Genomic DNA, 22,965 nt, shown 5'->3' with positions numbered 1-22,965 from the left:
GCGGGGCGGCCATGATCGCCCATGTGAAGTCACGGCGCGATAAACGTCGCGCCGTGACGTATTTGACTCGATCAGCGGCGGCTGTGGCTGTGTACCGCGTCCACCAGCACCTGCACGTGCGCCGGATCCATGTCCGGCGACATGCCATGGCCCAGGTTGAACACGTGGCCCTCGCGCGAACCGCCGTTGCCGGCGGCGTAGGTGTCCAGCACGCGCGCGGCCGCGGCAGCGATCGCATCGGGCGAGGCGTACAGTGTGGTCGGGTCCAGGTTGCCCTGCAGGGCGACCCGGCCGCCGGTGCGGCGCAGCGCCTCGTCCAGGTCCAGCGTCCAGTCCAGCCCCAGTGCATCGGCACCGGTCTGCGACAGCGCTTCCAGGTGCAGGCCGGTGCCCTTGCCGAACAGGATCAGCGGCGTGCGCTCGCTGCCTTCGCCACGCTCCAGGCCTTCGGCAATGCGCTGCAGGTAGCGCAGCGAGAACTCGCGGTACATCGCCGGCGACAGCACGCCGCCCCAGGTGTCGAATACCTGCAGGGCCTGCGCACCGGCGGCACGCTGTGCGCCCAGGTAGGCGATCACCGCCTCGGTGGTCACCTCCAGCAAGCGGTGCAGGGCCTGCGGGTGGTTCAGCGCCATCGCCTTGATGCGCGCGAAATCCTTGCTGCCGCCGCCTTCCACCATGTAGCAGGCCAGCGTCCACGGGCTGCCGGAGAAGCCGATCAGCGGCACCTGGCCGTCCAGTTCCCGGCGGATCAGGCGCACCGCGTCCATCACGTAGCCCAGGTCCTGTTCCATGTCCGGCACGGCCAGCTTGGCGATGGCCGCTTCGTCACGCACCGGATGGCGGAACTTCGGGCCTTCGCCTTCGACGAAGTACAGCTCCAGGCCCATCGCATCGGGAATGGTCAGGATGTCCGAGAACAGGATGGCGGCGTCCAGCGGGAAGCGGCGCAGCGGCTGCAGGGTCACTTCGCAGGCGATTTCCGGGTTCTTGGCCATCCCCAGGAAGCTGCCGGCCTTGGCCCGGGTCGCGCGGTATTCCGGCAGGTAGCGGCCGGCCTGGCGCATCAGCCAGACGGGGGTGCAGTCCACCGGTTCACGGCGCAGGGCGCGCAGCAGGCGATCGTTGCGGAGGGGGCTGGTCACGATGGGCATTCCTTGGGCGAAGAGGGGCAGCGGCTCAATCGCCGTGCGAAAGAATCTGGAAGCCGCGATGCAGTTCGGCATCGCGGGCCTTGTCGAAGGCATGGCGGGCTTCATCGGCCTGCAGGAACAGCTCGCGCCGCAGCTGCGAGCGCGCACCGACGCGGCCGCTCTCGCGCAGCAGTTCCCAGCCGCCGAACAGGTCCGGCAGCAGGGTCAGGCGCAGGAAGCGCGGCGCCTGCGCACCGGCATCGGGATGTTGCAGGTAGACATGCATGGGCCGATTGTAGCGGGGCAGGGGTGAGCCCTGCCGCAACGCGCCGTCGGCAGCGCCGGGCCATGCCCGGCGACGCCGGAAACGGTCAGCCCGCGCCCAGGACCTTCAGCACCGCCGCTTCATCCACGTCCGGCACCACTTCGGCGCGGCCCATGCCCCGCCACAGCACCAGACGCAGGCGGCCGGCCACGTTCTTCTTGTCCAGCCGCATGCGGCCCAGCAGGGCCTGCGGGTCCAGCCCGGCGGGAATGGCCACCGGAAGCCCCAGCCGTTCCAGCAGCGCCTGCAGGCGCACGCGGTCGGCATCGTCGGCCAGGCCCAGGTCGGTGGAAAGCCGCGCGGCCAGCACCATGCCCACTGCCACCGCCTCACCGTGGTTCAGGGCATCGCGGCCGGGCGCCGAGTAGCCCTGCTCGGTCTCGATGGCGTGGCCGAAGGTGTGGCCCAGGTTCAACAGCGCACGCTCGCCCTTCTCGAAGGGATCGCGTTCGACGATGGCGGCCTTGTGCCGGCAGCTGCGTGCGATGGCCTCGGCCAGCGCGACCTGCTCACCGGCCACCAGCGCCTCGGCGTGCTGCTGCAGCCATTCAAAGAACACCGCATCGCCCAGCGCACCGTACTTCACCACTTCGGCCAGGCCCGCGCGCAGTTCGCGCGGCGGCAGCGTGGCCAGCACCCGCGTATCGGCAATCACCGCGCGCGGCGGGTGGAAGGCGCCGACCAGGTTCTTGCCGGCTGAAATATCCACCGCGGTCTTGCCGCCCACCGACGAATCCACCATGGCCAGCAGGGTGGTGGGCAGCTGCACGCAGTCCACGCCCCGCATCCAGCAGGCCGCGGCGAAGCCGGCCAGGTCGCCGACCACGCCGCCGCCCAGGGCGAACACGCAGGCGTCGCGGGTGGCACCCAGCGCGGCCAGTGCTTCGATGGCACGGCCGAATTCGGCCAGGGTCTTGGATGCCTCGCCGGCGGCCAGCACGTGTTCGCCCACGATCAGGTCCGGGCGTGCGGCCAGCAGGGCCTCGCGCAGGGCAGGCAGGTACAGCGGCGCCACCTCGCTGTCGCTGAGCAGCAGCACGTGGCGGCCGCGCACGTGCGAGGCCAGCGCAGCGCCGTCGGCCTGGGCGCCGGCGCCGATGGTGATGGTGTAGGGACGGTCGCCGGCAACGGCGACCTGCAGCAGGGAAGGGGTGGTCATGCGTTCAGGTCCTGGCGCTGCCATTGCGCGGCCAGCTTGACGACAAGCTGGGCGGTCGCATCGGCGGCGGTGTACGGGTCGGTGTCAAGCGTGATGTCGGCCAGCGCGTGGTACAGCGGGTCGCGCACGGCGGCCAGGTCGTGCAGCACCTGCTCGCGGTCCGGGCGCTGCAGCAGCGGGCGCCCCTTGTCGCGGGCCAGCCGTTCCAGCTGTGCCGCCACGCTCACATGCAGGTGCACCACGAAGCCGCGCTGGGCGATCAGGGCGCGGTTGTCCGGGTCCAGCACGGCGCCGCCGCCGGTCGATACCAGCTGGCCCCGGCCAGCCAGCACCTGGGCCAGGGCCTGGCGTTCATGGGCGCGGAAGCCGGCTTCGCCGGAGTGCTCGAAAATGGTCGGAATGCTGGCGCCGGCGGTATCGACGATGGCCTGGTCCACGTCCACGAAGTGCAGCGTGAAGCGTTCGGCCAGGCGGCGGCCGATGCAGGTTTTGCCGGCGCCCATCGGGCCGATCAGGATCAGGTTCGGAGCAGGATTCATGCCCTGTGATGCTAACACCTTCACGCCCCGGGCCCGGCACGATGGTTGCGGTTGGAAGCATCCGCGCGGCGCTGTCAGCGCACGGCCTGCACCTGCCGTTGCCCGTCCAGCTGCACCACGTGGTCGGCCAGCGCTGGCAGGGCGCGCAGCGCCTGGCGGCTGACACGCTCGTAGTACTGCACGAAGCGCTCCAGCTGTGGGCGGGTCATGCCATGGCGACCGGGCTGCGCCGCCTGCAGGTTCTGTTCCTGCTGCCAGCGCCAGCGCGGAACCACCGAGAAATCCGGCGGCTGCAGGAACCACAGGCGGTCACAGCGCTGCCACAGCGCCGGGTAGTGGTCGGCCAGGGCCTGGTTGCACCAGCGCCGCCAGCGCCCGTCCGGGTCGGCCTCCTGCTCCAGCGCGTTCAAGGGGCTGTCCAGTTCGGCATCGGCCTGCGCGGGCGTTCCCAGGAACCAGCCTTCGAACACCAGCAGGTCCAGCGGTGCGTCCAGCGCCGACCACTGCGCTTCGGGCAGGCGCTCATCGGCCAGCTTGTCGAAGCGCGGCAGCGCCAGCGGCTGGCGCGCGGCCACCGCGTCGAGCACTGTGTGGGCCAGCGGCAGGTCGTGGGTGCCGGGCGGGCCGCGGGTGATCAGCAGCGGATGCACCTGGCGGGCCAGACGTTGGCGCTGCGCCCGGGTCAGGTAGACATCGTCGATGGACAGGGCCGCCGCGTTCAGGCCGCGCGACCGGGCGCGCGCAACTACCTGTGCGGCCAGCGTCGATTTGCCGCTCCCCTGCACGCCACTGATGGCCAATACTGGCACCGTGGCAGTACTGGCCAGCGCGTCATCCAGCGCCTGCTCGGCAAGCGTTTCGGGGAATCCTTTCACCACGGGCATGTACGCAGCAGCAACCATGCCGCCACAATAGCCCAATCCGAGTGAGAAGAAGCGAACCATGAGCGACCTTTACGCCGAAGCCCTGTCCACCTTTGCCGCCCTGTTCGAGGAGGCCAGGCAGAGCCGCGAGGTCGAGCCCAATGCGATGACCGTGGCCACCGCCGATACGCAGGGCCGTCCGTCGGCGCGCACCGTGCTGCTGAAGGCCTTCGATGAGCGAGGCTTCGTGTTCTACACCCACCTGGACAGCCACAAGGGCCGCGAGCTGCAGGCCAACCCGCAGGCCGCGCTGCTGTTCCTGTGGCGCAGCCTGCGCGAGGCCGGCATCCAGGTGCGCATTGAAGGGCACGTGGAGCCGGTGGCCGATACCGAGGCCGATGCCTATTTCGCCAGTCGTCCGCGCATGAGCCAGATCGGCGCCTGGGCGTCACTGCAGTCGAAGACGCTGGCCAGCCGCGAGGAATTCGATGCGCGGGTGGCCGAGGTGGAAGCACGCTTCGAAGGTCAGGATGTGCCGCGCCCGGACGGCTGGAGCGGCCTGCGCGTGGTGCCCGACCGCATCGAGTTCTGGTACGGCGCGCAGTTCCGCCTGCACGAGCGTTGGTGCTACGAAGTGGGTGCCGAAGGGCGCTGGAGCAAGCGCCTGCTGTACCCGTGATCGACGCCGCGGCCGCGCTGCTCTGGCAGTCGCCAACCTTGGTTGGCGGTTTGCTGTGTCGACCAAGGTCGACACCTACCGGGCTGCGCGGTGCCATTGCTCTGGTAGTGGCCAACCTTGGTTGGCCTTTCGCCGTGTCGACCAAGGTCGACACCTACCTGGCCGCGCCGTTGCTCTGTCCGTGTCGACCCAGGTCGACACCTACCGGGGGGCTGTCAGCAGTCCTTCCAGCGCCTCCACGTCCACAGGGTCGCGCTGTGCTGCCGTCATGAATCGCTCGGCAAATACATCCCACAACCGGCTGCGCAGGAAGTAGCGGAACAGCTCGGCATCCAGATGCTGCTCGTTGCACATCAGGGCCATGATGCGCAGCGTTTCGCTGAGCGGCTTGGCCGGCTTGTAGGGCCGGTCAGCGGCAGTGAGTGCTTCGAACACGTCGCACAGTGCCATCACCCGGTCCAGCAACCCCAGCTGGTCGCCGGGCAGGCGCCGCGGATAACCCTTGCCGTCCAGCCGCTCGTGATGGGTGGCGGCCAGCTCCGGCACCATTTCCAGGCCCGGCGGCCAGGGCAGGGCCTTCAGCATCACGTAGGTCTGCACGATGTGGTTGTTGATGCGGAAGCGGTCTTCGTCGGTGAGCGTGCCGCGCCGGATGCCCAGGTTGTACAGCTCGCCGATGTTCTGCTGGCACGGGGGCAGTTCCATGTTGAAGCCGAGCGTATTGCGCGGGTCGCCTGCTTCCACGGCCGGGCGGTCGCTGCCCCACGGCACGCGGTGTTCGGGCAGGTCCTGCAGCAGGGTGGCCGCGGCCGGCAGGGACGGAGCCTGCGGGCGCTGTGCTTGCAGATGGCGAAGCTCGGCGGCCGACAGGCCCAGGCGGTCGTCGAAGTTGCGCTGCCAGGGTTGCTGGCCGATGGCCTGCAGCCGCGCGATGGCTTCATCGGCCATGAATTCGCCGCCCAGGTTGCAGCCGGCCACGAACGCGAAATCATCCTGCAGCTGCTGCTGTCGGCTGGCGAGCTGGGCTGCACTGGTTTCGCCACGTGCGGCGGACAGTTCCGCATCGCGCCACAGGATCTCAAAGCGCAGGCGCACCTCGTGGATGCGGTTGCGGATGACCTCCAGCTTGGTGGCCTTGTCCACGATGTGCTCGGGACTGATGACCTTGCCGCAGTCGTGCAGCCAGGCGCCAAGCCGGAACGCCTCACGCTCGCCTTCGCTCATGCGGAACGCAGCGTAGCGCCCGTCTTCGGCCTGGTGCAGGTGCTCGGCCAGCTCGATGGCCATCTGCGGCACGCGCTCGCAGTGGGCGCCGGTGTAGGGGCTCTTGGCATCGATCGCATCGGCCAGCAGGCGGATGAGTGCCTCGAACAACTGCCGTTGCGCCTCGGACAGCTGGCGGGTCTCGATGGCCACCGCCAGCATGCCCGACAGGCGCTGGGTGAACTGCAGGAAGGCGGCATCATCGTGGGCGGCATCGGTCGGGTGCTCCAGGACCAGCAGTCCCTGCAGGTTGCCCTGCCGGCCGCGCAGGGGCAGTCGCAGTTGCCCTGCCGGAGGCTGGTCGTGCGCCGCGTCGGCCGGCCACGCGATGTGCGCAGGCAAGGGCGTGTGCAGCGTGCCCACCAGAGCCGCGCGGTGCAGGGCACCGGTGGGTGCATCTGGAAGATAGACCGCCGCCGCGCGCGATTGGGTGGCCTTGACCATTTGCTCCAGCACCCGCTGCAGCATGCGCTCCATCTGCCGCTCGGTGGCCAGGCATTCGGTCAGGTCCAGGAACGCGGCAATCGTGCCGCCCATATGCTGGATGGCCTGCGACAGCTCGCTCACCTCGCGCACGCGACTCGCAGGCAGGGGCGCGCCGGTGAAATCGAAGCGGGCAATACGCAGGCTGCGTTCGCGCAGGCCGACCAGGCTGCGGCCCAGGGCACGCCCGGCCAGCCAGCCCAGCGGCAGCAGCAGCAGGGTCAGCAACAGCGCCAGGCCCAGCGTCTGCGCGGCACGCCGGCGCGCGTCGGCCGCCAGCTCGTCCATCGGCAGCGCTTCCAGCAGATCGAAGGTCTGTCCGTGCCCGGTCTGCAGCCGCGAGCGCAACCCGATCCAGGTGCGACCTGCGGTGTTGAACTGCACGGGCAGGCCGCTGTGCGTGGCGCGTATCTGGGCCTGCGCCAGGGGGGTGTGGCCTGCTTGCGCGGCCAGCGTGCTGGCAACGATCTCGCCGTTGCCATGCAGCAGCGCCAGCTCGGTGTCCGGCGTGGCCCGCAGCGTGGCCAGCACCTGGGCCAGATCGTCCAGCGCCACATCAACACCGACCACGGCATCGGCGGTGCTGGCACGTTCACTGAGCGTGACGCCCATGCGGCCGGTGGTGGCAAAGCGATACGGCGCCGAGACATGCACGCTGCCCGGGCGCTGCCACGCCTGCTGGTACCAGCTGCGCTGGCGCGGATCGAAGTCATGGCTGGGCCATGGGCGTGTCGGCAGCGGCTGGCCTTGCGCATCCAGGAAGTGAAAGCGTGCCACGCGCGTGCCGTCGACCTGTTGGCTGAGCGTCTGCAGCAGCATGTCGGCAGTACTGGGCGCCGCCACGCTTTCGCGCACGGCCGGCACCGCCAGTGATCGGGCCAGCAGCAGATCGCCATTGGGGTAGGCCACGTACACCGAGGCTGCCACCGGCGCCGCGCGCAGTGCGGCCAGCAGCGGCACGGCATGGTCCAGGCGGCTGCGTTCGTCGGCCAGGGCGGGTAGCTGGCCGGCGCCGATCTGGCCCAGCGCCACCTGTGCCGGGGCAAACTGCAGGCGCAACTGTTCGGCCAGCAGAGTGGTATCGCGCATGGCGCGCTGCCGGGCATCCGCGCACAGGCGCTGGTAGGTGGCAATCACGCCACAGCCGATCAGCAGTGCGGCGACCAGGGCCATGCAGGTCATGGTCAGCGCGGTGATATGGACACGGATGCGGAACTGGCGCGGACCCGGTACGGCGTGGCTCATCAGGCTTCCCCCCTATCCCGATAGCCCTACGCAGGTTGCGTGCGCAACCGGACAGGGGGCGGGGCCGCCTTTGTAGAGTCGAGCTTGCTCGACTGCTTGGGCCAGTCGAGCAAGCTCGACTCTACAGGTCCGTCCTATCCGCCAAGAGGGCCGTGACCGACTGTAGAGCGGAGGTCGAGTATGTCAGATTGTTCTCGCAATGCCCGGCCGTTACGATCCCCGGTACCCGTATGTCGTGCTCTTCGACGTTCAGTCCCATGGTCCAGTGCATTCTGGAGCCGCTGACCTTGGATCCGCCGATAAGTGCCGTTGGTTGAGGCAGTCCCGTTGTTTCGTGGATCCTGATGAAGTCTGTTGCAGCAAGGAGTTTTGCCAGCACCTCTCCCGCTCTTCTGGCATCCAATACCCGTAGTTCGACTTCCGACCTTCTGATGTCGATTCCGCTTTCGAAACGAATTTCCGATCTCGACAGCTGTTCGCCCACTTCTTCTTGTGCCGACCGTATAGTTTCAAGGGAGCGTGGCGCGACTCTCGCGGAATACAATCTGCTCTGCGTATACCTGGCTAGATTCCGCTCTGGATCTTTGGTGAACAGCACGACGATCTGGAATTCGGGCGAGTGCTCGATGTAGAGGCCTGCGAACGTTTCCGGGTTTTCCGTCGCGATGCGTTGCTGCAGTCGACCGGCGTCTCTCGACGCGGCGATTCGTTGTGTTGCCTCCTCGGTGGACGTCCTGTAAGTGTCTGCGTACTTTTCAGAAACCATGTCCCTGTTCTGAGTCGCTGCGTTCAGATTGAATATCGCAGATGCTGCAAGCAGGGTGACGGATGCAGTCAGGATGTTGCGTGATCCGGATGAGGTTTTCACTGGATGTGCTTATCGATTGTCAGGGTGTACGTGGATATGACGTCCTTTCATCGGGATTGGCGGAGTGATTTTTTTGAACGTCATGGTTCTGATTGATATCGCGTGCCGGTGTAGTCCTGTGTGAGCTATTTGGCAGTTCGTTCCATCCGCGAGCATGCGCTAGCCGCAGCTTCCATCAACGAGCAGGATTCTCGAGCATATACAGTCGTGAGGGAGTGCTGGTGGGTCTCCGTCGTGCAAAGGCGCGAATGCGGAATCCTCTGGGAACGGGTATAGCATTGATCATTCGGTCCCTCTCGCACCTCTGCGGTTCTGCAGGGAACAAGATGTCGCCAATGGACCGGCCAGCTTCATCTCCGAGATGGCCGCCACTCGGCACACTCGGGATGATGTTCCCTGCTCCGGAGTTGCCATGCCGTCCTGGCGCTGTCTGTTTGCCGTGCCGTCCCCGCGCGGTGGTATTGAAGGTCTGCTGCTGCTTTCAGCACGCATCGTGGCGGGGGTGATGTTCAGCGTGTCCGGCTGGAACAAGGTGTTCACCGACGAGGGGCGCGAGCGTATGGTGCATACGCTGGTCGATGCCGGCATCCCGTTCCCGGTGTTCAGTGCGCCGGTACTCGGCGCGATTGAATGGATTGCGGGCGGCCTGCTGGTACTGGGGGTTCTGAGCCGCCCCTCGGCCCTGATGCTCGCGGCGATATGCGCGGTGGCGGCGCTGACCGATGGCATTGCACGGATTCCGGCGGGGCTGGGCGTGCTGGATTGGTTGAGCTGGTTCTTCTATCTGAGCGAAGTTGCGTTGGGTATGTTGCTGTTGTGGATTGCCACGGCGGGCAGTGGCCGGTTGGCCGTCGAAGCGCGGTGGGGACGGCAAAGGAGCGTCTCGGGTCTTCGATAAGTCGAGCAAGCTCGACTCTACAACCCCTCCGCGCGCAGCCAGCGCCACAGCGTGGTGCGCGATACACCCAGTGCCTGGGCCATGCCTTCGCGGTCGTTGCGGTGTTCCTGCAGCAGGCTTTCCAGCTGGGCGCGGGGCGGGCGCTTGCCGTTGCTTTCCAGTGGCAGCGCCGGTATGCCTTCGTGCACCAGCTCCGGCGCCAGCTGCAGCAGGCGCGCGGCGTCGATCAGTCCTTCGCCCGGCTGCCAGTGGATGCGCAGGCGATCCACCAGGTTGCGAAGCTCGCGCACGTTGCCCGGCCAGCCGGCAGTGGTGAGCACGGTCATGGCGTCCTCGGCCAACGGCGCATCGATGCCGCGCAGCTGGCGGAAGAAGTGCTGGACCAGCAGCGGTACATCGCTGCGACGCGCGCGCAGTGCGGGCAGGGCAATGCGCAGTGCAGCCAATCGGTAATAGAGATCGCGACGGAAGCTGCCTGCGGCCGCGCGCTGTTCCAGCGACTGCAGCGTGGCGGCCACCACGCGCAGGTCAACCGAGGTGGGCTCGGTGGCGCCCACCCGCAGCACTTCGCGCTCTTCCAGCACCCGTAGCAGCCGTGTCTGCAGGGGCAGCGGCAGCTCCCCGATTTCATCCAGGAACAAGGTGCCACCATCGGCCGCTTCCACCAGGCCCACGCGGCCGCCACGGCGTGCGCCGGTGAACGCACCATCGCTGTAACCGAACAGTTCCGACTCCAGCAGTGATTCGCTGATCGCTCCGCAGTTCAGTGCCACGAAACGGCCGCGGCGGCCGCTGGCGGCGTGCAGCTGGCGTGCCACCAGTTCCTTGCCGGTGCCGGTCTCGCCGGTCACCAGTACGGTGCTGTCGTGGGGCGCATACAGCGCAATCTGTGCACGCACCTGTGCCATTGCATCGCTGTCACCCAGCAGCTCGTGCGCCTCGCTGCGCGCCGTTGCACGCCGGCGCGGCGCGGGGCGGGTGCCACCGGAACGGGCCAGGGCCTGGGTCAATTCCAGCGCATGTTCGAACGCCTGCCGCACCGAATCGGCCGAGTACAGCAGCACGCCGGGCAGGCCCATCTGCTCGGCGTGGTCGATGGCCATGCCGGTGCCCACGATCACCTCGATGCCGTTGGCGCGCAGATCGGCGATGCAGTCGCGCGCGTCCTCTCGGGTGACGAAGCGGCGGTGCTCGATGTCCAGCCCGAAGCTGTGCTGGAAGTTGCTGAACACCGGCACATCGCTGGCGTGGGTGACCAGGCCGATGCGGCTGGCGATGCGCCGCGCCCGCGCCAGCGCTTCCATCAGGTCGAAGCCGTTGGCCTGGATCGGCACCAGCGGCAAGTCCAGGCGGCCGCGCAGCCAGGCCGCGTTCGAGCCACCGGCAATGACCACGTCGCAATGCTCGCGGCGCAGGCGCTGGCCGATCACCTCCACGGCCTCCTCGAAGCCGAGGTTGATCTGTTCGATGCGCGCGCGGCGGTCGAACTCGGGAATGACATCGCCGAGCAGGCCGGTCAGGCGCGAAACGCTGACGGTCCAGATCACCGGGCGGTCGGCATCGACAGGGGGCAGGGGCGAGCGGGGCAGGTACATGGCGCGGCGGTTACTGAGGATGTTTCATGATACGCCTGTTTCAATGTTTCATATGTTTCAGGTTGCCTGCACGGTCACCCTTTTGAAATCAATGGCTTGCACCTTGGCACGGTGTTTGCGCCTGTACCCCTGACTTATCTACTGGACTGCCGCATGACTGCTTCCACCCCTGTTTCCGCCGGCGCCCGCTTCCGCCAGGCCCTGGCTGCCGAATCGCCGCTGCAGGTGATCGGCGCGATCAACGCCAACCATGCGCTGCTGGCCAAGCGCGCCGGCTTCCGCGCCATCTACCTGTCCGGCGGCGGCGTGGCCGCAGGCTCGCTGGGCCTGCCGGACCTGGGCATCAACACTCTGGAAGACGTGCTGATCGACGTGCGCCGCATCACCGATGTCTGCGACCTGCCGCTGATGGTGGATATCGATACCGGCTTCGGCCCGAGCGCCTTCAATATCGCGCGCACGGTGAAGTCGTTGATCAAGGCCGGTGCGGCCGCCTGCCATATCGAAGACCAGGTCGGTGCCAAGCGCTGCGGCCACCGCCCGGGCAAGGAAATCGTCTCGCAGGGTGAAATGGTCGACCGGGTGAAGGCCGCCGCCGATGCCAAGACCGACCCGGACTTCTTCCTGATCGCGCGTACCGACGCCATCCAGGTGGACGGCGTGGACAAGGCCATCGAACGCGCCATCGCCTGCGTCGAGGCCGGCGCCGACGGCATCTTCGCCGAGGCCGCCTATGACCTGGACACCTACCGCCGCTTCGTCGATGCGGTGAAGGTGCCGGTGCTGGCCAACATCACTGAATTCGGTGCCACCCCGCTGTTCAGCCGCGACGAACTGGCCTCGGCCGGCGTGGCCATCCAGCTGTTCCCGCTGTCGGCCTTCCGTGCCGCCAACAAGGCTGCCGAGAACGTCTACCAGTCGGTGCGCCGCGATGGCCATCAGCGCAACGTGGTCGACGCCATGCAGACCCGTGAAGAGCTGTATGACCGCATCGGTTACCACGCCTTCGAGCAGCAGCTCGACGCCCTGTTCGCCGCCAAGAAATAAGCAGTACCCTGCACCATCAGTTTTCGGAGGGAAAACATGAACGATACGACCGCAACCCCGACCTTCAAGCCGAAGAAGTCCGTCGCCCTGTCCGGCACCGCCGCCGGCAACACCGCGCTGTGCAGCGTGGGCCGCAGTGGCAATGACCTGCACTACCGCGGCTACGACATCCTGGACCTGGCCAACACCAGCGAGTTCGAGGAAATCGCCTACCTGCTGGTGCACGGCAAGCTGCCGACCCGCGCCGAACTGGTCTCGTACAAGGCCAAGCTGAAGTCGCTGCGTGGCATTCCGGCCGCGGTGAAGGCCGCGCTGGAAGAACTGCCGCCGTCGGCGCACCCGATGGACGTGATGCGCACCGGCGTATCCGTGCTCGGCTGCGTGGCCCCGGAGAAGGACGACCACAACCATCCGGGCGCGCGCGACATCGCCGACAAGCTGATGGCCTGCCTCGGTTCGATGCTGCTGTACTGGTACCACTGGAGCCACAACGGCCGCGCCATCGACGTGGAAACCGACGACGACTCCATCGGTGGCCACTTCCTGCACCTGCTGCACGGCGAAAAGCCGCAGGATTCGTGGGTGCGTGCGATGCACACCTCGCTGATCCTGTACGCCGAGCACGAGTTCAACGCCTCCACCTTCACCTGCCGTGTCATCGCCGGTACCGGCAGCGACATGTACAGCGCGATCTGCGGTGGCATCGGCGCGCTGCGCGGCCCCAAGCATGGCGGCGCCAATGAAGTGGCCTTCGAAGTGCAGAAGCGCTACGACAGCCCGGATGAAGCCGAGGAAGACATCAAGGCCCGCGTCGAGCGCAAGGAAGTGGTGATCGGTTTCGGCCACCCGGTCTACACCGTGTCCGACCCGCGCAACAAGGTCATCAAGGACGTGGCCCGCGAGCTGTCCGAAGAGCAGTCCAGCATGAAGATGTACGACATCGCCGAGCGCCTGGAATCGGTGATGTGGGACATCAAGAAGATGTTCCCGAACCTGGACTGGTTCAGCGCGGTCAGCTACCACATGATGGGCGTGCCGACGGCCATGTTCACCCCCCTGTTCGTGATCGCCCGCACCGCCGGCTGGAGCGCGCACATCGTCGAACAGCGCATCGACGGCAAGATCATCCGCCCGAGTGCCAACTACATCGGCCCGGAAGACCGCGAGTTCGTCGCCATCGACAAGCGCGCCTGATCCACCTGCTGTCTGCACCCGGCCGGCTCGTTGCCGGCCGGGTGATTTCGCCGCCGCATCGCCGGCACCCGGCCCGCCCCAAGCATTCCGCCAGCCCATGAATACCGACTACCGCAAGAACCTTCCCGGCAGCACGCTGGACTATTTCGACGCGCGCGCCGCCGTCGATGCCATCCGGCCCGGCGCCTACGCCACGCTGCCGTACACCTCGCGTGTGCTGGCTGAAAACCTGGTGCGCCGCTGCGAGCCGGCCACGCTGGTCGATTCGCTGAAGCAGCTGATCGAACGCCGCCGCGATCTGGATTTCCCGTGGTTCCCGGCGCGCGTGGTCTGCCATGACATCCTGGGGCAGACCGCCCTGGTCGATCTGGCCGGCCTGCGCGATGCGATCGCCGACAAGGGCGGCGATCCGGCCAAGGTGAACCCGGTGGTGCCGGTGCAGCTGATCGTCGATCACTCGCTGGCGGTGGAATGCGGTGGGTTCGATCCGCAGGCGTTCGAGAAGAACCGCGCCATTGAAGACCGCCGCAACGAAGACCGTTTCCACTTCATCGACTGGACCAAGCTGGCGTTCCAGAACGTGGACGTGATTCCGCCGGGCAACGGCATCATGCACCAGATCAATCTGGAGAAGATGTCACCAGTGGTCTACGTGCAGGACGGCGTGGCCTTCCCCGATACCTGCGTGGGTACCGACAGCCACACCCCGCACGTGGATGCGCTGGGCGTGATCGCCATTGGTGTTGGCGGCCTGGAAGCGGAGAACGTGATGCTGGGCCGCGCTTCGTGGATGCGCCTGCCCGACACCGTCGGCGTGGAGCTGACCGGCAAGCCGCAGCCGGGCATCACCGCCACCGACGTGGTGCTGGCACTGACCGAGTTCCTGCGCAAGGAACGCGTGGTCGGCGCCTGGCTTGAGTTCTATGGCGAAGGCGCTGCGGCACTGACCATCGGTGACCGCGCCACCATTTCCAACATGTGCCCCGAGTACGGTGCCACCGCAGCGATGTTCTACATCGATGCGCAGACCACCGACTACCTGCGCCTGACCGGTCGCGAGGAATCGCAGGTAGCGCTGGTGGAGAATTACGCGCGCACCACCGGCCTGTGGGCCGACGACCTGGTCACTGCCCAGTACGAGCGCGTGCTGCGTTTCGACCTGTCCAGCGTGGTGCGCAACATGGCCGGGCCGAGCAACCCGCACAAGCGTGTGGCCACCGCCGAGCTGGCCGAGCGCGGCATCGCCGATGAAGCCAAGCTGGCGGCGGGCCGTGGCGAACAGGCGCAGGGCCTGATGCCCGATGGCGCGGTGATCATCGCGGCCATCACCAGCTGCACCAATACCTCCAATCCGCGCAACGTGATCGCCGCGGCGCTGCTGGCGCGCAACGCCAACGCGCGCGGCCTGCAGCGCAAGCCGTGGGTGAAGTCGTCGCTGGCACCGGGCTCAAAGGCCGTGCAGCTGTACCTGGAAGAATCCGGCCTGCTGCCCGATCTGGAGCAGCTGGGCTTCGGCATCGTGGCCTTCGCCTGCACCACCTGCAACGGCATGAGTGGCGCGCTGGACCCGAAGATCCAGCAGGAAATCATCGATCGCGACCTGTACGCGACCGCCGTGCTGTCGGGCAACCGCAATTTCGATGGCCGCATCCACCCGTATGCCAAGCAGGCCTTCCTGGCCTCGCCGCCGCTGGTGATCGCCTACGCCATCGCCGGCACCGTGCGCTTCGATATCGAAAAGGATGTGCTGGGCGTGGATGCCGAAGGCAACGAAGTCCGCCTGAAGGACATCTGGCCGAGCGATGCCGAGATCGATGCCGTGGTGAAGGCCTCGGTGAAGCCCGAGCAGTTCCGCAAGGTCTACAACCCGATGTTCAACGTGCGCGTGGAGCATGGCGCGGCGGTCAGCCCGCTGTACGACTGGCGCCCGCAGAGTACCTACATCCGCCGCCCGCCGTACTGGGAGGGTGCGCTGGCCGGTGAACGCACGTTGGCGGGCATGCGTGCGCTGGCCGTGCTGCCGGACAACATCACCACCGACCACCTGTCGCCGTCCAATGCGATCCTGGCCTCCAGCGCCGCCGGCGAATACCTGGCGAAGATGGGCCTGCCGGAAGAAGACTTCAATTCCTATGCTACCCATCGTGGTGACCATCTGACCGCGCAGCGCGCCACCTTCGCCAACCCGAAGCTGTTCAACGAAATGGTGCGCAACGACGACGGCAGCGTGAAGCAGGGTTCGCTGGCGCGGGTGGAGCCGGAAGGCAAGGTGATGCGCATGTGGGAGGCCATCGAAACCTACATGGACCGCAAGCAGCCGCTGATCATCATCGCCGGTGCCGACTACGGCCAGGGCAGCTCGCGTGACTGGGCCGCCAAGGGCGTGCGCCTGGCCGGCGTGGAAGCGATCGTGGCCGAGGGCTTCGAGCGGATTCACCGTACCAACCTGATCGGCATGGGCGTGCTGCCGCTGGAGTTCAAGCCGGGCACCACCCGCCTGACCCTGGGCATCGACGGCACCGAGACCTTCGACGTAGTGGGCGAGCGCACCCCGCGCGCCGACCTGACCCTGGTCATCCACCGCCGCGACGGTCAGGACGTGGTGGTGCCGGTTACCTGTCGCCTGGACAGCGACGAGGAAGTGGCGATCTACGAGGCCGGCGGCGTGCTGCAGCGCTTCGCACAGGACTTCCTGGAAGGAGCCAAGGTGGCGTGAGGCCGGGCTGAATGCCTGCCCCTGACTGTCGGGGGGCGGGCTTGTCCGACACCAGGGTGGGGCGCACACTGACTTGGCAAAAACTGCCAAAGGAGAGTCTGATGGCCACCATGAACATTTCGCTGACCGATCCGCTCAAGCAGTTCGTGGACGAGGAAGTGCGCGAAGGCGGTTACTCCAGCACCTCCGACTACGTGCGCGACCTGATCCGCCAGCGTCAGCGCAGCAAGGCGGAAGCATTGCTTCGACAGTTGATCGCCGAGGGCTTGGCCTCAGGGCCTGCCACGCCTGTGACGGCTGACACGTTCGAGCGCATGCGTCGCGAACTGACCGAAAGGATGGAGCGTGAAGGCGATTGACTGGAGGCCGAGGGCAGAGACCGACGCTGCAGATGCCGCGCTGTGGTTTGCGCGACAGGGAGGAGCCGCGTTAGGTACGCGTTTCCTGGTCGAGTTGGAGGCCACCCTGCAGCGCATTGCCTTGTTTCCCGCTTCGGGCTCCAGCAGACACGCCGATCTTGCCGCGCAGTTGCCGGGCACGTTGCGTTTCATCCCGGTATCGTCATTTGAACGCTATCTCGTTTACTACATTGACCAGCCTGCGCGCGTGCACGTCATACGCGTGTGGTGTGTTGACCGTGGCCTTGATGGGCTGATGCAAGACATCTCCTGACATTCAAACGCTTGGATCCGACGATGACCTTCCTCCCGCAACTCCGTATTCCCGCCACCTACATGCGCGGTGGCACCAGCAAGGGCGTGTTCTTCCGCCTGCAGGACCTGCCCGAAGCGGCGCAGGTGCCGGGCCCCGCCCGTGATGCGCTGCTGATGCGGGTGATCGGTTCGCCCGATCCCTATGGCAAGCACACCGATGGCATGGGCGGGGCAACGTCGAGCACCAGCAAGTGCGTGATCATTTCCGCCGCGTCGGTGCCGGATCACGACGTGGATTACCTGTATGGCCAGGTCTCCATCGATACCTCCTTCGTCGACTGGAGTGGCAACTGCGGCAACCTCAGTACGGCGGTGGGGCCGTTCGCCATTGCCAATGGCCTGGTCGACCCGGCCCGCGTGCCGCGCGACGGCCTGTGCACGGTGCGCATCTGGCAGGCCAACATCGGCAAGACCATCATCGCCCACGTGCCGATGTGCAACGGCGAAGTGCAGGAAACCGGTGATTTCGAGCTGGATGGCGTGACCTTCCCGGCGGCCGAGATCCAGCTGGAGTTCATCGATCCGTCCGATGACGGCGATGCCGGCGCGATGTTCCCCACCGGCAACCTGGTGGACACTCTGGACGTGCCGGGTGTGGGCAGCTTCGAGGTGACGATGATCACCGCTGGCATCCCGACCATCTTCCTCAACGCGGCCGACCTGGGCTATACCGGCACCGAACTGCAGCCGGCCATCAACGAAGACAAGGCGGCCCTGCAGAAGTTCGAGACCATTCGTGCCCACGGTGCACTGCGCATGGGCCTGATCGCGAAGCTGGAAGACGCGGCGACCCGCCAGCACACGCCGAAGGTGGCCTTCGTGGCGCCGGCACAGGACTACGTGTCGTCCAGCGGCAAAGCCATCCCGGCCTCGGCCATCGATCTGCATGCGCGCGCGCTGTCGATGGGCAAGCTGCACCACGCGATGATGGGTACCGCGGCAGTGGCCATTGGCACCGCCGCGGCGATTCCGGGCACCCTGGTCAACCGCGCGGCCGGTGGCGGCCAGCGTGAGGCAGTCACCTTCGGCCATCCCTCCGGCACCCTGCGGGTCGGCGCCCAGGCCGGGAAGGTGGACGGCCAGTGGACGGTGACCAAGGCGATCATGAGCCGCAGCGCCCGGGTGCTGATGGAAGGCAAGGTACGGGTGCCGGCCGAATAAGGCCGGTAGCTGCACGGGGCCTGGTAGCTGCCCACCTTGGTGGGCAGGCGCGCCCCCGCGCGTGCGTGGGGCCCAGCGCCAACCAAGGTTGGCGACTACCGGCCACCCGCCGTCAACACCTTGACGCGGCGGCCCTATAATGGCCGCCTCGATCAAGGAGTGACGACATGAGCGGTCCGGCACGGCGGAAGCGGTGGGGTTGGGCGGCGGCTGTTCTGGCAGGAGGCCTGTTGCTGGGCCTGGCCGGTTGCCGCAACGACAGTGGGCAGCTGCCCAAGGCCAGTGGTGAAGCGATCACCACCCAGGCCGAGCAGGTAAAGGACTTCACCCTGCTGCGCGCCTATCCGGACCAGAAGAATGACGGCCTGTCGCTGGCGCTGGAGTTCTCGCGCCCGCTGGTCGGCACCCAGGATTTCGACAAGCTGGTGCGCTTCGAAGAGAAGGTCGGCACCGATGACAGCAGCTGGACCCTGTCCGATGACGGTCTGACCCTGCGTTACCCGTTCGTGGAGGCCGGCAAGGAATACAGCCTGGTCGTGTCCCCGGACCTGCTGGCCGCCGACGGCAATCGCCTGGGCAAGGAACTGAAGCAGAAGGTGTTCAGCGGCGAACTGAAACCGGTGGCCGGTTTCGCTTCGCAGGGCAGCGTGCTGCCGGCCAAGGACAGCCGCGGCCTGCCGGTGGTGTCGGTGAACGTGCCGGAAGTGGACGTCGAATTCCTGCGCGTGCGCGAGAAGGACCTGCCGACGTTCTTCAGCCAGTACCAGCGCGGCGGCCGTCGCGGCAGCTGGGAACTGAGCAGCGATTACGAGCGCAGCCCGATCAACAAGCTGGCCGAGCCGGTCTACGTCAACCGCTTCATCCTGGGCGGCAAGCAGAACGAGCGCGTTCTGACGTATCTGCCAACCCAGGACATCAAGGAACTGCAGGAACCGGGCCTGTACTTCGCCCTGCTCAAGCGCACCGGTGATTACGAAGGCGAATTCGACACCGCGTTCTTCTCGGTCAGCGACATCGGCCTGCATACCCGCGCCTACAAGGACAAGCTGTTCGTCCACACCGCCTCGTTGAAGGATGGCGCCGCGCTGAAAAGCGTGGATCTGCGCGTGCTCGATGCCAAGGGCGAAGTGGTGCTCAAGGGCAGCACCGACGGCAACGGCAACGCCCTGCTGAACTACACCCTGGACGCGGCCCATGTGCTGGTGGCCAGCAGTGGCAAGGACACCAGCTTCCTGCCGTTCAACCAGCCCGCGCTGGACCTGAGCGAATTCGCCGTGGCCGGTCGTGACAACGCTTGGTTCGATGTCTACGCCTGGTCCGGGCGCGATCTGTACCGCCCGGGCGAGACCGTGCGCCTGTCGGCGCTGCTGCGCGACAACGACGGCAAGCCCGTCAAGCCTCAGCCGGTGTTCCTGCGCCTGAAACAGCCCGACGGCAAGACCTTCCGCGAAACCCGCCTGCAGCCGGGCGAGCAGGGCTACATCAACTTCGAACAGGTCATTCCCGCCGAGGCGCCGACCGGGCGCTGGCAGGTCGAGTTCCGTACCGACCCGGCCAGCAAGGAAGCGATCCAGGGCATGACCCTGCGCATCGAAGAGTTCCTGCCCGAGCGCATGAAGCTGGACCTGGACAGCGCGCAGAAGACGCTGAAGCCGGGCGAGGAACTGCGCCTGCAGGCCAACGGCGCCTATCTGTATGGTGCGCCGGCCGATGGCAACCGCTTCACCGCGCGCATGGCCGTGGCCGCCGAGCAGAAGCCGGTGGACGGCCTGCCGGGCTACTTCTTCGGCGACCCGACCCTGCAGCTGCCGCGTGATGCCAAGGATGTGATCGATACCACGCTGCCGGCCAACGGCCAGCTGCGCCAGGACGTTGCACTGCCCGAAGAGGCGGCCAAGGCCAAGGCGCCGATTGCCGTGGTGCTGTCGGGCAGCCTGTACGAGACCGGTGGCCGCACGGTCACCCGCACCCTGAAGCGGGTGATGTGGCCGGCCGATGCGCTGGTCGGCGTGCGCCCGCTGTTCAACCCCGATGATGGCGCCGATTCCAATGGCAATGCGCGCTTCGAGCTGCTGCGCGTGGATGCGGCAGGCACGCCGAAGCCGGCCAAGGGCCTGAAGGTGACCCTGGTGCGCGAGCTGCGCGACTACCACTGGACCTTCAACGACAACCGCTGGGACTACGATTTCACCCGCCGCTTCGAGAACAAGGAAACGCGCACCGTCGATGCCGGCAGCAGCGCGGTGGCCTTCGATTTCCCGGTGGAGTGGGGCGAGTATCGGGTGGAGGTGTTCGATCCGTCCACTGGCCTGACCAGTCGCTATCCGTTCCGCGCTGGCTGGAGCTGGGGCGATGACAACCGCGGCCTGGACGCCCGCCCGGACAAGGTCAAGCTGGGCCTGGACAAGACCGGTTACAAGGCCGGTGACACCCTGCAGGTGACGGTTACCCCGCCGCACGCCGGCAAGGGCCTGCTGATGGTCGAATCCGATCGCATGCTGTACGTGCAGGAGATCGACGCCAAGCCGGGCGCCACCTTCAAGATTCCGGTCACGGCCGACTGGGAACGCCACGATGTCTACATCACCGCGCTGGTGTTCCGTGGCGGTACCGCGCCCAGCAAGATCACCCCGGCGCGCGCGGTGGGCGTGGTGCACGTGCCGATGGACCGCAAGGGCCGCACCGTGGCCGTGGGCCTGGTCGCGCCCAAGCAGATGCGTCCGGAACAGGACCTGCCGGTGACGGTCAGCGCACCGCAGCTGGCCGGCAAGACCGCGCATGTCACGGTCTCGGCTGTCGATGTGGGCATCCTCAACATCACCCGCTTCCCGGTGCCCGATGCCGGCGCGCATTTCTTCGCCCAACGCCGCCTGGGCATCGATGCCTACGACATCTACAGCCGGGTGATCGAAAGCTTCGATGGCGGCAGCGGCAAGCTGAAGTTCGGCGGCGACATGGGCCTGCAGGCACTGCCGCAGGCCAAGCGGCCGACCGCGCGCGTGCAGACCGTGGACCTGTTCTCCGGCCCGGTGCAGCTCGATGCCAAGGGCATCGCGCGCATCCGCCTGAAGGTGCCCGACTTCAACGGCACCCTGCGCGTGTCGGCGGTGGTCTACAGCGACGACCAGTACGGCAAGCGCGACGTGGAAACCGTGGTGCGCGCGCCGATCCTGGCCGAAGCCAGCATGCCGCGCGTGCTCGCCCCGGGCGACCGCAGCACGGTCACCCTGGACGTGCAGAACTTCACCGGCAAGCCGGGCGCGTTCAACGTGCGGGTGGAAACCGAAGGTCCGCTGTCGCTGGCCGAAGGCACGCGCAGCGTGCAGTTGAATGCCGATGCCAAGAGCACGCTCAGCTTCCCGCTGTCGGCGCGCGAGGGGCACAGCGTGGCCAAGGTGCGGGTGCGGGTGGACGGCAACGGCTTCAAGGCCGACCGCAGCTACGAACTGCCGGTGCGCGCGGCGTGGCCGCAGGTAGTGCGCTCGCAGGTGCGCACGCTCGATCCGCTGGCCGCGGTCAGTCTGGATGGCAGCCTGACCGAGGGGCTGATGGCCGAATCGGTGAACGCGCGCCTGCTGGTCAGCCCGCTGCCGCCCATTCCGTTCGCCAGTGCGCTGCAGGGCGCGTTGAACTATCCGTATGGCTGCGCCGAACAGACCACCAGCAAGGGCTACGCCGCGTTGATCCTGGACCAGGCCACCTCGTCGATGCTGGGTGCCGATGGCCTGGATGCCAAGACCCGTCGTGAGCGCATGGAAGGCGCGTTCGGCCGACTGGCATCGATGCAGGTGGCCAACGGCAACTTCTCCATGTGGGGTGACGATGGCTACGTGAACCCGTGGCTGACCCCGTACATCACCGAGTTCCTGCTCGATGCCAAGGACGCCGGCTTCGCCGTGCCGGACAACGTGCTGCAGAAGGCGCTGAACCGGTTGAGCGAGGACCTGCTGTCCGGTGGCAACCAGTTCTATGGCCAGGACGAACGCGAAAAGCTGAAGTTCGCCAACCAGGCCTATTCGGGCTACGTGCTGGCGCGGGTCAACCGTGCCCCGCTGGGCACCCTGCGCACGCTGTACGACAACGAGCGCAGCAAGGCGGTCGGTGGCCTGTCGCTGGTCCACCTGGGCGTGGCGCTGTCGCTGCAGGGCGATGCCAAGCGTGGCCAGGCGGCACTGGCGGCGGCGTTCGCCAAGTCCAGCAGCGAACGGCCGTCGTACTTCGGCGACTACGGCAGTGCCATCCGTGACGACGCGCTGATGATCGCGCTGACCCATGAAAACAAGCTGGCCAAGCCGGCCTGGGATGCCCGCGCCGTTGATCTGGGCCGCGGCCTGGATGCGCGCCGCAATGCCGGCTGGATGTGGCTGAGCACCCAGGAACAGGTCGCCATCGCGCGCCTGGGCAAGGCGCTGTCGGCCAACCAGAAGGCGCTGGTCGCCGGTGAGCTGGTGATCGGTGGCAACACCGAAGCGATTGGCGAGCGCAAGCTGTTCGGTCGCAACTTCAGCGCTGGCGAACTGGCCAGCGGCGTGCGCTTCAGCCCGCAGGGGCAGCCGCCGATGTTCGCCAGCATCGACGTGGCCGGCATTCCGCGCACGGCACCGGCACCGGACAACAGCGTGCTGGGCGTGGAGCGCAGCTACTACGGCACCGATGGCAAGCCGTGGACGCCGCGCCCGCTGAAGGAAGGCGAGGCACTGATCGTGCGCGTTACCGTCACCGCCGATACCACCATGCCCGATGCACTGCTTACGGACCTGTTGCCGGCCGGCCTGGAAATCGAGAACTTCAACCTGGGCGACGCCAAGCAGTGGGCCGACGTGGTGGTCGATGGCATCACCATCAGCGACCGTGGCGAAGCGGCCGATACCAAGCACGAGGAGTTCCGCGATGACCGCTACGTGGCGGCGCTGAAGCTGTCCCGTGGCAGCAAGGCGAACGTCTTCTATCTGGTGCGCGCGGTCACTCCGGGTACCTACACGGTGCCGCCGCCGCTGGTGGAAGACATGTACCGCCCGCAGCTGCGTGGCGTTGGTCGCAGCAACCCGACCACGATCACGGTGGTGCAGCCGTGATGGCGCGGA

The 22,965-nt window shown here is 67.1% G+C and carries 17 protein-coding genes; 9 read left to right on the top strand and 8 right to left on the bottom strand.

Translation table 11 applies throughout. The features are described from left to right. Positions 1 to 71: 71 nt before the first annotated feature. The 5 genes from hemE to C1933_RS14730 form a co-directional block, all read right to left on the bottom strand. A complete protein-coding gene (gene hemE / locus C1933_RS14750) occupies positions 72 to 1,154 on the bottom strand; it encodes a uroporphyrinogen decarboxylase (RefSeq protein WP_108750768.1) in 1,083 nt (360 codons plus the stop codon). A 25-nt stretch (positions 1,155 to 1,179) separates the two neighbouring features. Then, complete coding sequence (locus C1933_RS14745; RefSeq protein WP_108753853.1) at positions 1,180 to 1,419, bottom strand: WGR domain-containing protein; 240 nt, start codon at positions 1,417 to 1,419, stop codon at positions 1,180 to 1,182. 85 nt (positions 1,420 to 1,504) lie between these two features. Further along, a complete protein-coding gene (gene aroB, locus C1933_RS14740) occupies positions 1,505 to 2,617 on the bottom strand; it encodes a 3-dehydroquinate synthase (protein ID WP_108753852.1) in 1,113 nt (370 codons plus the stop codon). Next, a complete protein-coding gene (locus C1933_RS14735) occupies positions 2,614 to 3,156 on the bottom strand; it encodes a shikimate kinase (RefSeq protein ID WP_108753851.1) in 543 nt (180 codons plus the stop codon). The genes aroB and C1933_RS14735 overlap by 4 nt, the downstream gene beginning before the upstream one ends. 74 nt (positions 3,157 to 3,230) lie before the next feature. Beyond that, a complete protein-coding gene (locus tag C1933_RS14730; protein WP_108753850.1) occupies positions 3,231 to 4,058 on the bottom strand; it encodes a kinase in 828 nt (275 codons plus the stop codon). A gap of 40 nt (positions 4,059 to 4,098) precedes the next feature. Between C1933_RS14730 and pdxH the strand changes: the two genes are divergently transcribed. After that, positions 4,099 to 4,698: a pyridoxamine 5'-phosphate oxidase gene (gene pdxH / locus C1933_RS14725; RefSeq protein WP_108753849.1), complete on the top strand. Its 600-nt coding sequence runs from the start codon at positions 4,099 to 4,101 to the stop codon at positions 4,696 to 4,698. Positions 4,699 to 4,899: 201 nt separating this feature from the next. On the opposite strand, the gene C1933_RS14720 is transcribed toward pdxH, so the two are convergent. Together C1933_RS14720 and C1933_RS14715 are read right to left on the bottom strand one after the other, a co-directional pair. Next, entirely contained in the window at positions 4,900 to 7,689 is a 2,790-nt protein-coding gene (locus C1933_RS14720) for an HD domain-containing phosphohydrolase (protein ID WP_108753848.1), read from the bottom strand. A gap of 121 nt (positions 7,690 to 7,810) precedes the next feature. Then, complete coding sequence (locus tag C1933_RS14715; protein ID WP_159094003.1) at positions 7,811 to 8,557, bottom strand: hypothetical protein; 747 nt, start codon at positions 8,555 to 8,557, stop codon at positions 7,811 to 7,813. A 412-nt stretch (positions 8,558 to 8,969) separates the two neighbouring features. Between C1933_RS14715 and C1933_RS14710 the strand changes: the two genes are divergently transcribed. Continuing rightward, the gene (locus tag C1933_RS14710) at positions 8,970 to 9,455 is read left to right on the top strand and encodes a DoxX family protein (protein WP_108754857.1); all 486 of its coding nucleotides are present in this window, start codon (positions 8,970 to 8,972) and stop codon (positions 9,453 to 9,455) included. Positions 9,456 to 9,472: 17 nt separating this feature from the next. Here C1933_RS14710 and prpR read toward each other — a convergent pair whose 3' ends face one another. Then, on the bottom strand, positions 9,473 to 11,050 hold the full coding sequence (gene prpR, locus C1933_RS14705) for a propionate catabolism operon regulatory protein PrpR (RefSeq protein ID WP_108753846.1): 1,578 nt from the start codon (positions 11,048 to 11,050) through the stop codon (positions 9,473 to 9,475). Positions 11,051 to 11,203: 153 nt separating this feature from the next. On the opposite strand from prpR, the gene prpB reads away from it, so the two are divergent. The 7 genes from prpB to C1933_RS14670 all read left to right on the top strand — a co-directional run bounded on the left by prpB (position 11,204) and on the right by C1933_RS14670 (position 22,956). After that, positions 11,204 to 12,097, top strand: coding sequence for a methylisocitrate lyase (gene prpB, locus C1933_RS14700; protein WP_108753845.1), 894 nt, complete (start codon positions 11,204 to 11,206; stop codon positions 12,095 to 12,097). 36 nt (positions 12,098 to 12,133) lie between these two features. Next, positions 12,134 to 13,291: a 2-methylcitrate synthase gene (gene prpC, locus C1933_RS14695; protein ID WP_108753844.1), complete on the top strand. Its 1,158-nt coding sequence runs from the start codon at positions 12,134 to 12,136 to the stop codon at positions 13,289 to 13,291. Between the two features lie 97 nt (positions 13,292 to 13,388). Continuing rightward, entirely contained in the window at positions 13,389 to 16,007 is a 2,619-nt protein-coding gene (acnD, locus tag C1933_RS14690) for a Fe/S-dependent 2-methylisocitrate dehydratase AcnD (RefSeq protein WP_108753843.1), read from the top strand. A 101-nt stretch (positions 16,008 to 16,108) separates the two neighbouring features. Beyond that, the gene (locus C1933_RS14685) at positions 16,109 to 16,366 is read left to right on the top strand and encodes a type II toxin-antitoxin system ParD family antitoxin (protein ID WP_108753842.1); all 258 of its coding nucleotides are present in this window, start codon (positions 16,109 to 16,111) and stop codon (positions 16,364 to 16,366) included. Beyond that, entirely contained in the window at positions 16,353 to 16,679 is a 327-nt protein-coding gene (locus tag C1933_RS14680; RefSeq protein WP_108753841.1) for a type II toxin-antitoxin system RelE/ParE family toxin, read from the top strand. The genes C1933_RS14685 and C1933_RS14680 overlap by 14 nt, the downstream gene beginning before the upstream one ends. A 23-nt stretch (positions 16,680 to 16,702) precedes the next feature. Beyond that, positions 16,703 to 17,881 carry a 2-methylaconitate cis-trans isomerase PrpF gene (gene prpF / locus C1933_RS14675; protein WP_108753840.1) on the top strand — a complete coding sequence of 393 codons (1,179 nt, stop codon included), beginning with the start codon at positions 16,703 to 16,705 and terminating at the stop codon, positions 17,879 to 17,881. 167 nt (positions 17,882 to 18,048) lie between these two features. Then, complete coding sequence (locus tag C1933_RS14670; RefSeq protein ID WP_108753839.1) at positions 18,049 to 22,956, top strand: alpha-2-macroglobulin; 4,908 nt, start codon at positions 18,049 to 18,051, stop codon at positions 22,954 to 22,956. Positions 22,957 to 22,965 lie beyond the last annotated feature (9 nt).

The sequence above is a fragment of the Stenotrophomonas sp. ZAC14D2_NAIMI4_6 genome, assembly GCF_003086875.1.
In the GTDB taxonomy this organism is placed as follows: domain Bacteria; phylum Pseudomonadota; class Gammaproteobacteria; order Xanthomonadales; family Xanthomonadaceae; genus Stenotrophomonas.
The sequence above is the reverse complement of the archived record's forward strand: the minus strand, read 5'-3'. Positions and strand labels throughout refer to the sequence as shown.